The organism is Rasiella rasia (genome assembly GCF_011044175.1).
Classification (GTDB): domain Bacteria; phylum Bacteroidota; class Bacteroidia; order Flavobacteriales; family Flavobacteriaceae; genus Marinirhabdus; species Marinirhabdus rasia.
Genome location: NZ_CP049057.1, coordinates 2,022,430 through 2,037,018, shown reverse-complemented (window position 1 = coordinate 2,037,018; position 14,589 = coordinate 2,022,430). Strand labels below are relative to the sequence as shown.

Here is a 14,589-nt window from a genome sequence, read left to right as displayed (position 1 = left end):
ATTATTTTATATTGAAATTTTTTAATTCTTTTTTTAGCGCATTAAAGGCACTGTAAATACGATACTCAACAACTTTTTGAGTAACGTCTAGCAGTTCTGCAATCTCTTTGTGTTTTTTCCCTTCAATTTTGCACAAAGTGAATGCTACTCGTTGGTCTTCGGTTAAGTTTTGAAGTGCCTTTTGATATTGTTGTAAAAATTCATCTGTCTGAAGTAAAAACTCTGGAGATTCGTTGGTATATTCTTTTAAAGGTGTTTTTTTATACTTTAATACCACCTTTTGATGTTTTATTTCATTCAGCATCTTATTATTTGCAACGGTAAACAAAAATGATTTTGCTTTAGACGGAGTCACTTTTTTACAAGCCTCCCATAAACTTATAAAGGCTTCCTGCATGATGTCATTTGCATCTGCTCCAGTTCCATATTTATAGTAAATAAAATCATGTAAACTCTGTGAGTATTGTTCATAGAGCTTTGAGAAAATATGCTTGTCACATACGTTTGTATATAAATCGTTTGCCACTGGTGAGGTTGTTTGAAACAAAGCTACAAATAAAAAAAAATACTTTTTTTCAGGAGATTTTAAGTATCAGTTGTTCTATTAGCAAAGAACCCAAAAAGAAAAACTATGAAATCAATTAAAAACAAAATTTTATTAATACTTCTTATTTCTCTTGCGCTTTTTTCTTGTCGTAAAGAAGAAATGGAAATCATTGAAACCCCCGAGGAAGAAGTCTTAGCAAATACAGTGGCTAATTTATTACTAAGAACTGCAACAAACGACGGTTCATACGACAACATTCTAGACGGTGCGAGTTGCTTCAATATTAAGTTGCCCATTACGGTTATTGCCAACGGTATTGAGGTTGTAATTGAAACCAGAGATGATATTCAGATTGTAGAAGATATCTTTGATGAATTTACAGACGATGTAGATACCTTAGAGTTTCAATTCCCTATTACCATTGTTAAGTCAGATTATTCCGAAATGGTTATTAACAGCCAAGCAGAATTGAATGCCGCCGCCCTACAATGCGGAAGTGGAGACGACGATGATATTGAATGTATCGATATACAATACCCTATTACGGCTTCGATTTTTAATCAGAATAATGAACTCATAGAAACAGTAGTTATTACAAGCGACGAACAACTCTATAATTTCTTAGAGAATATAGATTCAAACACGATTGTAACGTTTAATTTCCCGATTACTGTACTACTTTTTGACGGTACCTCCCTTACTATTAACAACTTCCAAGAATTAGAAGCAGCGATTAATGATGCAGCAGACGCCTGTGACGAAGATGATAATAATGACCCTAACGATGATGACTGTAATAATTGTACTACGCAACAATTAGAAGATGTTTTAACTGGGTGTAGCGATTGGAAAGTAGATAAATTAGAACGTAACGACAACGACTTAGAAGATGTATATGTTGGGTATACCTTTAATTTCGATACCAGCGGAAATATTAGTATCGATGGAGCAGGAAGCACCTTCAACGGAACTTGGTCTGCCACAGGTAGTGGAAATAATATTTCAGTTGAAATCACAGTGCCTGCTTTTCCAGATTTTAATGATACGTGGAACTTACATGAAATTGAACAGCAACCAGGAGAAAGTAAAGTAGATTTAAGATTAGGTGATGATCGCCTACGTTTTGAAAGTAATTGCTCCTCTGGTGGTTCTGGTGGAGGAATCAACGACACGGCCTTAGTAGCAGCACTAACAACAGGAGATTGGTATGTTACTTATTTTTTCGATGATACCGATGAAACAACAGACTATGTAGACTATGTTTTCAATTTTGCAAGCAACAATACCGCTACGGCAACCAACTCTGGAGGTGTTACAAATGGTAATTGGTCTACATCTGCTGGAGATGAGACAGAACTAGAATTAAACCTGAACTTTGGAGTGATTGATCCGCTAGACGAATTGGCAGAAGATTGGGATGTACTAGAAGTTACCAACGACATTATTAGATTAAAAGATATTAGTGGTGGCGATGGCTCTGTAGACTTTTTAACCTTTGAAAGAGAACCTTTTGGCGGAGGTGGAGGCGGAGGAACCGCGAATCTTGAGACTATTTTAGAAGACGGCACTTGGTTCGTTCAACTATATACAGACGACGGCGATGACGAGACAGGAGATTATAACGGGTATACTATAGATTTTCAAAATTCTGGCGCTGTGGTAGCTACTAATGGTAGCAATACCAACAATGGAACATGGCAGGTGCTAAGCGCTGGAAATAAATTAGACCTAAATTTCTCAGGAGTTCCTTTCGACGAGTTTAACGACGACTGGGATGTTATTATGACCTCCGAAACACGAGTTGAATTACGTGACGTAAGCGGCGGAAATGGCGGGACAGATGTATTAATCTTTGAAAAACAATAATTTGGTTGGTGAGTTGCGCCAGTCTCAAACAAATTTAAAAACAAATGCGCCTGCAGAGACTTAACAAATCCCCATACAGTTAATAGCAGGCAGCTTTGAAAAAGAAAAGTAGAATTTGTAGAGGCTGGCGAAAACCAACAGTAACGTAATATCACAAAAACTAAACATAAAAAATACAATGAAAAAAGCAACAATCTTATTGGGTATTCTATTAACCTTTGTAGCATGCTCTAGCGATGACAACAATAACTCAAACAACGAAACAAGTGCAGATCTAGTGCGAGATATTGCCGTAAATGGCACTTGGCGTGTTTCTTACTTTTTTGATACTGATGAAGATGAAACATCTAATTTTACAGGGTACGTATTTACCTTTGAAGAAGATGGTACACTACGAGCTGAAAAAGGAAGCAATTCAGTAGTGGGCAGTTGGGCAGTTCTAGACGATAGCAGTAACTCTTCTAGCGACGACGATGGAAACTCATCAGATGACGATGACTTTATCATAACTTTTCCAGTACCAGAAAGCAACGATTTTGAAGACCTCAACGACGATTGGGACATTATTACGGTAAGTGCTAACAAAATTGAACTAACCGATGTGAGTGGCGGAAATGGGGGTACAGATTTCCTAACATTCGTAAAAATATAGCCTACTTAAGTAGTTTGGATAGCCAATGTAAACGCCTCAGAAACACTTCTGGGGCTTTTATTTTTTAATCAATTTCTGAATGTTGCGGTGGTTATTTGCGATGACTTCAACAAAATAAATGCCGGCTGTTAATGCTGAAATATTAACTGTTTGTGATGGATTTACTTCGGAAAATAGCACGTTGCCAGCTATTCCGTAGATATTTACGTGCTCGATAGGAGTATCTGCTTTTATAGTAATGTAATCTGAAGCTGGATTAGGTGAGATGTTAAGCCTTAACGATGCTTCTTCGTTGGTAGCGAGCACTGCGTTTTGATAAAAAGCAACATCATTGTTCACATTTGGGACCTCTTCGTTGACAGGTGGAAAAATTTCTTCTCCAGAAATCACTATTTTTTCAAGAAACCATCATGTTTTAATTAATTCTGAATCTTGCGAAAATGTTGTACTGCAGTAAATAATACTCAGCACAAAAAGTAGTTTTTTAATCATCTCCCCTAATTAAAATTGATTTCATTTAAATTTACAAAAATTTAATTCAATGTCAGATTTTTGGTTTTACATAAAATTAGGCTTAGAACATGTTTTAGACTGGAATGCCTATGACCATACCCTTTTTATAATCGCCCTATGTGCAAGTCATACTGTTAAAACATGGCGGCGTATGGTATTACTTGTAACATTTTTCACACTGGGACACAGCGTAAGTTTAGCATTGGCAGTTTATAAGGTGGTTGCAGTACCAAGCGATTGGGTAGAATTTTTAATACCAGTCACTATTCTGGCAACTGCGTTGGTGTCTATTATTAACGCATTCAGGAAAAGGCTTAGCAACGCAGGACTCTATTTCACGATTCTTACTTTTTTCTTCGGAATGGTGCACGGCTTTGGTTTTGCAGGCTACTTTAATATGATTAACGAAGGCGCCATCTTTGTACATTTATTAGAATTTGCACTAGGAATTGAAATAGCGCAGGTAATTATTGCGTCTTTTGTAGTGATGTTAGGTTATGTTGCACAAGAATTGTTAAAGCTAAAGCGGCAATATTGGGTAGTGACGCTTTCCGCAGTAGTACTTATTTTGGCAATTCCAATGCTCATGGAAAACTGGATATTCTAGTAGAAACTGTAACTTTAAGCACTATTTAACAACCAATATTTTATCAAGTTCTAACTTCACGCTACTTTAGCTTTTTATATGACAGATAGCAAACAAAAACAATACGATAGCGCCTATTTAAAAATGGCCGAAGAGTGGAGTAAACTTTCGTATTGCAAGCGTAGACAAGTTGGCGCGCTTATTGTGAAAGATAAAATGATAATTAGCGACGGATATAACGGTACGCCTAGCGGATTTGAAAATATTTGTGAAGATGATGAGGGGTATACCAAATGGTACGTATTACATGCAGAGGCCAATGCTATTTTGAAAGTGGCGTCCTCTACCCAATCTTGTGAAGGAGCTACGCTGTACATTACCATGTCACCCTGCCAACAATGCAGCAAGCTAATACATCAGGCAGGAATTAAAAGACTGGTCTATAAAGACCAATATAAAGATGACTCTGGCGTTCGATTTTTAAAGAAAGCTGGTGTTGCAATTACTCAGTTAGAAGATTAGAATCTATACTATGCGCTTTAACAAAACCTATCTTCCGTTACTTTTTGGAGTCGTCTTGGCGATAGGGGTTGTTATTGGCTCAAAACTAAATTTTAACGATACTACAGAGAAAATTTTTGCAACCAACAGCAAGAAAGACAAGCTAAATCGCCTTATAGATTACATAGATTACGAGTACGTAGATCAAGTAAATACAGATAGTATTGTAGATGTAACCGTAAATGGTATTCTTGAAAATCTAGATCCACATTCGGTATATATTCCGGTAGATGCTTACGAAGACAACGCAGATGATATGCGAGGTAATTTTGTAGGTATTGGCATTAGTTTTTATCCGCATAACGATACCATTGCAGTAATTAGACCTATAGAAGGCGGACCAGCAGATCGTGCAGGCATTAGAGGTGGTGACCGAATTCTATCTGCAGACGACGTTCCTTTATACGGTGAAAATTTTAACCGCGATAGTATTGCCGCCTACCTTAAAGGTAATAAGGGTTCTAAAGTAAAGCTGAAAATTTATAGACCAGAAGATAAGCAGCTGCTTACCATCTCCGTTAAGCGAAGAGATGTACCTCTTTTAAGTGTAGACGCATCGTACAAACTTACCGACGACATTGGGTACATAAAAGTAAATCGTTTCTCTGAAACAACTCACGAAGAATTTGACGATGCCTTAGAAGAACTTAATGATGCTGGAATTTCTAAATTAGTGTTAGACCTGCGTGATAACCCTGGGGGCTATATCTATACAGCCGAACAAATTCTGGATGAATTTTTAGGGAGAGACAAACTTCTTTTAATCACCAGAAACAAAAACGGAGACGAAAACAAAAGCTACGCTACTCGCAAAGGAGATTTTCAGAAAGGAGAAATTTACGTCCTTATTAATGAAAATTCGGCCTCTGCTAGCGAAATAGTGGCAGGCGCACTTCAAGATAACGACAAAGGAATTATTATTGGGCGACGCTCTTTTGGCAAGGGACTAGTACAACGTGAAATGGCACTGGGCGATGGAAGTGCTGTTAGGCTTACCATTGCACGTTATTATACGCCTACAGGGCGCTCTATACAGAAGCCCTACGGAAATGGGAACAAAGCCTACTACAACGAATATGAAAATAGATATCGAAATGGCGAATTGCTAAGTGCAGATAGTATTCAGGTGGCAGACTCCTTAAAGTTTGTAACACCCAAAGGGAAAATAGTGTACGGTGGCGGCGGAATTACTCCAGACGTTTTTGTGCCTAAAGATACAAGCGTAGCTAGCGAAACAATTGAATTTGTATCGCGTAGCGGCTATATGGGTTATTTTGTATTCGAGTTTCTTGAAAAGCAAAGAAGCGATTTTGCCAACATTTCTTTTGAAGAGTTTAATCGCAGTTACGAAATAGACACAGAACTGGCGGAAGAGTTTATTGTATATGCTCGCTTAAGTGAGGCGCGTATAGATTTAAGCGAATATAAAGAAGAGCTTAAAAAAGCAATTAAAGCAAATATTGCACAACAACTTTACGGTCCAAATGCCTTTGAAATGATCATCAATCAGGGTGACCCGATGCTAGAGAAGGTACTAGAACTGGAAGGCGTACTTACCCCTACTCTAGAAGAATAAGCTTACCGTTTGGTTTTTCCTTGTATTAGAAGCGACGTGCGCAAAATCCACAGTAATAGGATTACGCAAGCTGCAGCCAAAACGCAAATAGCAGCTACCACACTATCGCCCGTAAACGGAGCATCATAATTTATTTGGGTGGCGTTAAAGATTAGCAACCCTGCTGCTATAGCCATAACGATGTAAATAAATAGTTTCATGTCTAAAATTCTTAATTAAATAATTCTTGAATGTTGGAGGTGAAGAGCTTTACGGCTATAGCCAAGAGAATTACACCAAAGATTTTTTCAATAATTGCAATTCCATTTTTACCTAAAAAACGTTGTAAACTTCCAGACGTACGCAGTACAATAAATACCACCACCACATTTACTACAATGGCAACAATAATGTTCTCCAGCGCATATTCTGCGCGTAGTGAAAGTAATGAAGTTAAACTACCAGGCCCAGCAACAATAGGAAAGGCAATAGGAAAGACCGTTGCCATCTCAAGATTTTCTTCATTTTGTTTGAAAAGCTTAATGCCTAAGATCATTTCCAAAGCAATAAAAAACAGGATAAAAGCACCAGCAACCGCAAATTCATAGACGTTTATACCAATTAGCTTTAAAATTTCTTCACCAATAAATAAAAAGACAATAAGTACCACAGCCGCAATTATAGAGGCACGACCACTTTTTATAGTCCCAGATTTTTCTTTTAGGGAGATGATAATAGGAATACTTCCTACAATGTCAATTACCGCAAAAAGTACCATGGTGGCAGTAGCTATTTCTTTAAAACTGAAGTTCATTTTTTAATCCGTCAACACGGGCTTTTAAAAAGGTTTTATTGGCTGCAAAATTAGACTTTTTTGGGCGTTTAACCTAGCTAGGAGTAAGTGTCTTTTGCTTTTTCTTTTTGGCTGAACGTATAATTGTTTTAGCTGAAATCATTGCAGAACAATTCTTGCTAGAATGAAAATCAGCTTATATTTGCGTCATGTTTCAACTTGGAAAAACAATAGTTTCTGAAGATCTCATCGAGAAAGAATTTGTGTGCAACTTAGGTGCTTGCAAGGGCGAATGTTGCATTGCTGGTGAGGCTGGAGCCCCTGTTACCGAAAAAGAGGTTTCTATTCTGCAAGAAATCTACCCAAAGGTAAAACCCTTTTTACGAAAAGAAGGCATTGCCGCTATTGAGGCACAGGGAACCCATATACAATCGGAAAGAGGTGACCTTGAAACTCCGCTTGTAAACGGTGCAGAATGTGCCTATGTCACTTTTACCGATACTGGCATTGCAAGTTGCGGTATTGAAGACGCCTATAACGCAGGTGAAGTAAACTTTAAGAAACCAATTTCTTGCCACTTGTACCCGGTTCGCGTGCAAGATTATAGTGAGTTTGCTGCCGTGAATTACCATAAATGGCCAATTTGCAATGATGCTTGTACACTAGGAAAAGAACTTAAAGTACCTGTGTATAAGTTTGTTAAAGACGCCCTCGTTCGAAGATTTGGAGCACATTGGTATGCCGAGTTAGAAAAGGTTGCAGCAGATACTAACCCATAGCAATAGTTCATAAAAAGAGTTTTACCTGAAAATAGTACCTTTAGGAGATTTTCAGTTTAGATGCGCAACAAGTTACTTTTTATAGTTTTATTGTGGTATGGATGTGCCTATGCCCAGGAAATTTCCGTAGAAAAGATTCAGAAGCAACACCAACAAACGGTGTTAGATACAACAGCTATACAAAGTGTTATTCAACAAACTTTTCAGCTTAAAAAAGAAGGAAATTATACATCTGCCTACGACTTAAACAATTGGCTGCTTTCTAAAATAGACAGTGCGCAAACTCCATTCTATTATGCAGAAGCGCTTTACATGCAAAGCCGCGTTGCGATAGACTTAGGGACGTATGCAGAGAGTATTGCAACCACCAAAAGAGCCAAGGCCATTTATACAATGCTTGATGATAGAAAAAGTATGGCTGCTTCAGATAATTTGATTGGGGTGGGGTATTATTTTAAATCCCAATTAGATAGTACACTTCACTATTACCTTGCCTCTTATAATTTAAAAAAGAAATTAAAAGCGTCTGCAGAGCAACTTGCAATTTCTGCTTACAACATTGGTATTGTTTACGAAGATTTGGGTCGTTACAACGAGGCGCTAACAATTTACAATAACGCCATAGATTATCTTAAACAAACAAACGATCCAAAAACCAGTTTTTTACCTTCGGTCTATCTTGCCATGGCTAATACACACAACAGAAATAACAATATTATTAAAGCCGAAGAATATACTTCGCTAGCGCATACTGAAGGAATTAGAACCTACGGAGCAGATAACCCTGAGATGAGTTTTGTGTACGAAAGTAATAGTTCTATCTATAAAGATTTGGGCCAATTTGAAAAAGCGAAACAGTTTGCGTTTAAGGCACTAGATATTCGCGAGAAGTACTACGGAAAAACTCACAGATGGACCACACAGAGCTATACAGACGTAGCAGAATTATTGCTAAAAACGCAAGCAATAGATAGTGCTGAAATAGCGATTAAGAAAGCAATTTCTATAGGAGAGCAAGTAGATAACAAACTCGATCTCGCCGATGCGTACCTAGTAATGAGTGATGTGCTAGCGGCTAATAAAAAATGGGCAGAAGCCCTGCCCTATGTAGAAAAAAGCAGCACTTATAACAGTGTTGTTTATGGCGATAAACACGAATTTGTGGCAGAAACACACCTCTACAAAGCAAAGCTATATCTTGCCATGAATAATAGCCAAGAGGCAACACGTGCCCTTAAAGAGGCATTAGAAAGCTCGCAGTACAATGCTAATGATTTAAATTTGCTCGCCGCGCCTTTTGTAGCTTTGGAAGCACTTAGTTTGCAATTTTCAATTGCCGATACGTCTGATAAACTAAAAATAATAGACGAGGAAATTGCGCTTATAAAATTTGTAAGACGACTTTACCACAGTCAGCAGGCAAAAGTGTTTTTTGCAAATACTACAAGAAAGACTATTAGCAATGCTGTCTCTTTTTGTTACTCAGAATACACCCAACACAATGAGCCTCATTTTTTCGAGAAGGCTTTAGAACTTGTGCAACTAAACACGAACAGCGTATTGGTAGAAGAGCGCCAGGCGGTGCAACAAAATTTGGTGAGTAAAGAGGCGTCTACTTATTTTCAGAATGTGGTAAAATTAAGACAACAATGGGCACGAGCCAATCAAGAGTTGTTTTACGAAGAAACTGCCACGTCGCCAAACAAAGAGACAATAGACAGTTTATTAAATCATAGGGTGACCGTTTCAAGGCAATTAGACAAAGCCATTGCAAGTTACACCGCATTGTCTTCAGAAAAGGCTCAAGAAGTTGCAGCTGTTTCGGTTTCAGAATTACGTCAAACCATGAACAAGCAACAACAGCTTTTTCAATATTTTGTTGGAGAAAATGATGTGTATATGTTTAGTATTACTTCAGAAAAAATAGTCGCAAAAAAATTAGCCGCTACGGCAAGCATAAAAAACACTGTGGCAACCTTACGAGATAAACTCATTGCTAGAGACCCAATAAATGCTGAGGTTACAGAGTTGTCAGATTTGTTAGACATAGTAGATGTAGACCCCAGTAAGCGTGAAATCACCATTGTTACAGATGGCTTTTTGGCGTTTATTCCTTTTGAAATTTTAGTCAATACTAAAGAAGAAATGCTGCTAGAACAACATTCTATACGATATCAGGCGGCACTAAGCTTATGGAATAAATCTGAACGTCACATTTCTAAATTTGACACCTATTGGTCTGGGTTTGGAGTTGCTTATGTTGGAGCACAGCAGTTGCCTAAAGGTGTAGAGGAAATTAAAACTATTGCGAAGTTAACTCAAGGCAACACTTTTTTTAATCAAGAGGCAACAAAAGAAGCATTATTTGAGCAAGGAAAGAAGAGTGAAATTTTACATGTGGCATTGCACGGTAGTACCAATGCCGAAAATTCTCTATACAGCAAATTTTTGTTGAAAGATACAAGTATCACCGCCTCTGAGATATATAATAACCAAATTAAAAGCAAATTAGTAGTGCTTAGTGCTTGCGAGACAGGTTATGGCTCTGTGGAGAACGGCGAAGGTGTTATGAGTTTGTCTAGGGCGTTTACATATGCAGGAGCACAAAGTACTGTAATGAGTCTTTGGGAGGTACCAGATGCCCAAACTGCCCAGCTTATGGTGTTGTTTTACGAACATTTAGAGGCTGGCGAGCCAAAGGATGTTGCTTTGCGTAATGCTAAATTAGATTATGTAACTAACACGACTAATAAAAATTTAAAACATCCATACTATTGGGCGGGATTTGTAATTTCTGGTGACGTATCACCTGTAAAAAGCAACCCCCAACTATCAAACTATATGATTTTTGGGGGTGTGCTTGTCTTGGTAGGATTTGGTCTGTATGGCTACAGAAAGGCAAAAAAAGCTAGTTAGTTTGGTTGAGTAGTTTTTCAATTTTCTCCAGGCGTTTTTCCTGTGCCGCGAGCTGTTCTTTTAGAAGCTTATTTTCTTTTGAAATTTCTATAGAATAAAGAAATAGCTCTTCTATTTTTTCTAGATTTTTTATAGTTGTTTCTGAAAGGCTAATCTTCATGCCTGCGGCTTTTATTTCTTCATAGGCCTTTACACCAGGCAAATGGCCGTTTTGTTTTATAAATTTTTCTACTTCGGAAAGGGTCTTAAAATTATATGCGGGGTTAATTTCTGAAACACCTTCAAAATAGTTTTCGAACACATAATCTGGATACGTAGCCGTATTAGACTCAAAATCTACAGCACGCGCTCTTCCATATACGCGTAACGGATAGATTCCTGCTAGATCAATTTCTACTCGATCTTGCGATGCGCTTTTAAAAACAAAACTATCTCCACTATCTCTGTATTGAAGTCCCCATCCTGGAAACGCTGGCGACTGTGAGAGCACCATTCTGTCGGCGTTATTAGTTCCGGCATTAAACATATATAGCATTGTTTCTGGGGTGGCTCCTGCTTGGGCAAAAGTAATGCTGGTTTGGTCGCTTGTAAAGTTGATATCATCTCCTGCTGTTGCCACATCTAAGGTGGTTCCGGTGCGAGACCAATACCCCGGAAAATTGTCTACCCAACTAACATTTCCTAATGCGTCGGTCTGCATAATTTGGTTAGCCGTACCGCGTGTTGATGGCAAGACATAGTTGTTTGCTGCAGATGTACCTATGGAAACATTTCCGAGGAAATATCCTGCAAAGCCAGTAGATTTCTGTACATCGCTATAGATTCCGTATTGTACATTGGCGTTCGTTGCACTAGGAATTTGTATGTAGGTACCGTACAAATTGGCATTATTACCAAAAGCACCATTTTCTAGGGTAATATAGGTTCCGTACTGTGTGCCTCCCGTACCGTTGTACATTTCTACCTCCAGCCCTTTTCGAATATTAGCAGCTGTTGCGCCTAATTGGGTGCTATAGGCGGTTTGTTCGGGGGCATTTGCATTGTTTAATATGCCCACATAAACGCCTGTTTCTTCCGAGGCGCCTGCTCCTCCTATAGAATAATGTGCCCCAGTTTTGGTGCCAGGACCATTATTGAGTTCAGACTTAAATCCAATTTTATTTCCAGCGGTATTTTGATTCATAAAGAGGGAGTAGCCAGTTTTATTTCCTGTTCCAGTTCCCACAAAAGAAATAGTATGTCCTTGATGATCAAAACTACTTAGATTTCCGGTTAGGTTAATTGCTGTTTCCATACCTATTACCCGAACATCTGTTGCGTTAATGACATTGTTTATACCTTTTGTATTCGTTGCTCCTCCGTTACTATTTGAGACATTTGTAGATAGGTATAAATTTCTCGTACCCGTCATGCCCGACGGATAGGCTCCAATTAGCAGCGAGCTCACTGAGGTGCTTAAAGAAGTAGATTCGCTGTTTATGTCTTTTCTGGCAACTATCGGGATGTCGTTTGTAAGTGCGTTTGCAGCTAGGGCTGCGCCGTTTGGGTTGTAATTTATACCTAACCCACCATTGGTAAAGATATTGTCGTTTATATCATCTGGAGCTGTTGTAGTGCCATATTCGTAGAAATCTGCATCACTTATTGCAATACTAGCAGGATCTATCCAACTTACATTTCCAGCTGCATCGGTTTGCATAATTTGGTTGTTTGTACCTCTAGAGGCCGGAAGAATGTAGTAGTCTGGTGCTCCAGAATTATATTCTTGAGTTCCAATAGCAACATCACCTGCAAAGAAACCTGCAAAACTTCCACTTTTTTGAACAGCGGAATAAAGTCCGTAATGGGTACCACCTGTGATATCGGGAATTCTTACTAGGCTTCCGTATTTATTCCCAGTACCAGTACCTGTTAAGTAACTAAACGTCCCATAAGCTTCACCAGTTCCATTTTGTTGAATGGTATTTTGAACTCCAACATTTTGGGATGGTGACGCTCCTGTTATTCGAGTATTTACACCTTGTGAGCTGTTGTTGGTGGCGGTAATTAAGTTATATACGCCAGATTGGCCCCCGCTACCGTCCCCTATAAACTCATTATACACGCCATAATCAAATGCGTTGCCACCAGATGACAAAATGTTATGAATAGCTCTATTGGCTTCAAGACCTGTACCTTGGTTGCTACTTTCATTATAAATTGACGATGTAGCACCGTTATTTCTAGCTGTAGAGAGGGTAATATTTCGGGTTAAGGTAGAGGAAGAGTTTAATTTACCGTCTGTGCTTGTGCTTCCGCCTAAGTTAACAGCTTCGGTGGCGCCATCTGCTGGCGATAAATAAGCCCCGTTGTCTGTCCATTCTGTAACAGCAATGCTTGCTGGGTCTACCCATGCTATGTTGCCTGATGCATCGGTTTGCATAATTTGTCCATTGGTACCACGGGTTGAAGGAAAGATATAGCCATTACTGGTGTTGGTTCCAAAATACATGCGTCCTAAAAAATAACCCGCGTAGCCCGTAACACGTGGCACATCGCTATACACGCCGTATTGGTTCCCGGTGCCAGCGTCGTTTATGAAATTATAAGATCCGTATTTGCTCCCAGAACCGCCACTATTTACTGTGTTTCTTGTGGCAATTTTCGTACCTGTACCAAAAGATTGAATAGAATTGTCTGTTCCAATGTGCATTCCGTTTCCTCCATTACTAAGCACATTAAGTGTACCCGTATGAGCACCACCTCCAGTGCCATCTAGGATATTACTTACTCCGTAATGCAAACCATCTCCAGTATTGGAAATTAAATTTGCCATACCGTATTGTCTGCTTATAGAAGTCCCCAACAACGTATTACTTATACCATACGATCTGCCTTGAAAATTGTTTGTGATATTATTGATGTTCCCATACCTAAAACCACTGTTGCCTGATACATTTATGGTTGTTTTTGTTCCAGCAGTTTCATTAGTACCAGCATTGCCTGTGATTGTATTTAAAGTACCGTAATGACCCCGTCCATTATCTGTAGAAATAACGTTTGTAACCCCTGCAGCATCACCTCCACCTGTACCGCTTATTGAATTAAATGTAGCGTTGAGCCCACCATTGCCAAGCCCTGTAATATCTTGATAACTACCATAAACTTGCTGGTTCGATTGTGCATCCATTTTATTATAGGTGCCAAAGTGACTTCCCAAAGAAGTTCCAGTAATAGTATTGTAAGTTCCATATTTAAATCCTGAACCAGTAGTACTATTGGTCACAAAGAGCCCATAATTATCAGTTGTTTCATCGCCAGATTTATTGATGTTCGCAGTTCTACCGCTTCCGCTGAAATTTAAATCTAAGGTATAATCTGCAGTATTTTTCCCAATCGCAACATTTCCGAAGGTAAATATATCGTCATTAATATCGTCTGGTGCCGTGGTTGTTCCTTCTTCGTAGAAATCGGTATCAGATAATCCGCTCGATGCTGACGTGATTAATTTCTCCCAGGTAGTGCCGTTAAAGCTATAATACCCCACACCATCACCTCCAGTTACCGCTGCATTTGTATTGTAAATTAATAAGCCCATTGCTGCTGTATTGGTGCCATCTAATGTGGTGGTGGTTACATTGGCCAACGAGACTTTTGGTATAAGCACTCCTTTGTCTGAAGCTTGTATGTCTAGCATTGCAGACGGATCTGGCGCCGTGGTATTAATCCCAACTTGCGCTGTAAGTGAAGCAGTACCAAATAAAAGTAGAAAAACACATAGGTTAGGTAAGTTCTTAAAAGATTGGGGTCTTTTTAGACGTGTTTTCTGATACTTCATGATG

At 38.8% G+C, this 14,589-nt stretch carries 12 protein-coding genes; 7 read left to right on the top strand and 5 right to left on the bottom strand.

The features are described from left to right. Position 1: 1 nt before the first annotated feature. Positions 2-526 (bottom strand): RNA polymerase sigma factor, encoded by a 525-nt coding sequence (locus tag G5B37_RS09125; protein WP_164679729.1) that lies wholly within the window; start codon positions 524-526, stop codon positions 2-4. Between the two features lie 105 nt (positions 527-631). Here G5B37_RS09125 and G5B37_RS15120 point away from each other — a divergent pair, with 105 nt between their 5' ends. Together G5B37_RS15120 and G5B37_RS09115 are read left to right on the top strand one after the other, a co-directional pair. Further along, entirely contained in the window at positions 632-2,413 is a 1,782-nt protein-coding gene (locus tag G5B37_RS15120; RefSeq protein WP_175017407.1) for a hypothetical protein, read from the top strand. 178 nt (positions 2,414-2,591) lie between these two features. After that, complete coding sequence (locus tag G5B37_RS09115; protein WP_263649774.1) at positions 2,592-3,065, top strand: hypothetical protein; 474 nt, start codon at positions 2,592-2,594, stop codon at positions 3,063-3,065. 57 nt (positions 3,066-3,122) lie between these two features. Here G5B37_RS09115 and G5B37_RS09110 read toward each other — a convergent pair whose 3' ends face one another. Further along, the gene (locus tag G5B37_RS09110; RefSeq protein ID WP_164679728.1) at positions 3,123-3,455 is read right to left on the bottom strand and encodes a T9SS type A sorting domain-containing protein; all 333 of its coding nucleotides are present in this window, start codon (positions 3,453-3,455) and stop codon (positions 3,123-3,125) included. 151 nt (positions 3,456-3,606) lie between these two features. Between G5B37_RS09110 and G5B37_RS09105 the strand changes: the two genes are divergently transcribed. From G5B37_RS09105 to G5B37_RS09095, 3 genes are all read left to right on the top strand, one after another. Then, positions 3,607-4,185, top strand: a complete 579-nt coding sequence (locus tag G5B37_RS09105) for a HupE/UreJ family protein (protein WP_164679727.1) — start codon at positions 3,607-3,609, stop codon at positions 4,183-4,185. Between the two features lie 78 nt (positions 4,186-4,263). Beyond that, positions 4,264-4,686: a deoxycytidylate deaminase gene (locus tag G5B37_RS09100; RefSeq protein WP_164679726.1), complete on the top strand. Its 423-nt coding sequence runs from the start codon at positions 4,264-4,266 to the stop codon at positions 4,684-4,686. A 10-nt stretch (positions 4,687-4,696) separates the two neighbouring features. Then, the gene (locus G5B37_RS09095) at positions 4,697-6,301 is read left to right on the top strand and encodes a S41 family peptidase (protein WP_164679725.1); all 1,605 of its coding nucleotides are present in this window, start codon (positions 4,697-4,699) and stop codon (positions 6,299-6,301) included. A gap of 2 nt (positions 6,302-6,303) precedes the next feature. Here G5B37_RS09095 and G5B37_RS09090 read toward each other — a convergent pair whose 3' ends face one another. Next, positions 6,304-6,501: a hypothetical protein gene (locus G5B37_RS09090; protein ID WP_164679724.1), complete on the bottom strand. Its 198-nt coding sequence runs from the start codon at positions 6,499-6,501 to the stop codon at positions 6,304-6,306. Between the two features lie 11 nt (positions 6,502-6,512). Then, positions 6,513-7,094: a MarC family protein gene (locus G5B37_RS09085; protein ID WP_164679723.1), complete on the bottom strand. Its 582-nt coding sequence runs from the start codon at positions 7,092-7,094 to the stop codon at positions 6,513-6,515. A gap of 188 nt (positions 7,095-7,282) precedes the next feature. On the opposite strand from G5B37_RS09085, the gene G5B37_RS09080 reads away from it, so the two are divergent. After that, positions 7,283-7,852, top strand: coding sequence for a DUF3109 family protein (locus G5B37_RS09080; RefSeq protein WP_164679722.1), 570 nt, complete (start codon positions 7,283-7,285; stop codon positions 7,850-7,852). Between the two features lie 60 nt (positions 7,853-7,912). Continuing rightward, positions 7,913-10,768, top strand: a complete 2,856-nt coding sequence (locus tag G5B37_RS09075) for a CHAT domain-containing protein (protein WP_164679721.1) — start codon at positions 7,913-7,915, stop codon at positions 10,766-10,768. Here the strand turns inward: G5B37_RS09075 and G5B37_RS09070 are convergent. Beyond that, positions 10,761-14,585, bottom strand: a complete 3,825-nt coding sequence (locus G5B37_RS09070; protein ID WP_164679720.1) for a beta strand repeat-containing protein — start codon at positions 14,583-14,585, stop codon at positions 10,761-10,763. The genes G5B37_RS09075 and G5B37_RS09070 overlap by 8 nt on opposite strands. Positions 14,586-14,589: the final 4 nt, after the last annotated feature.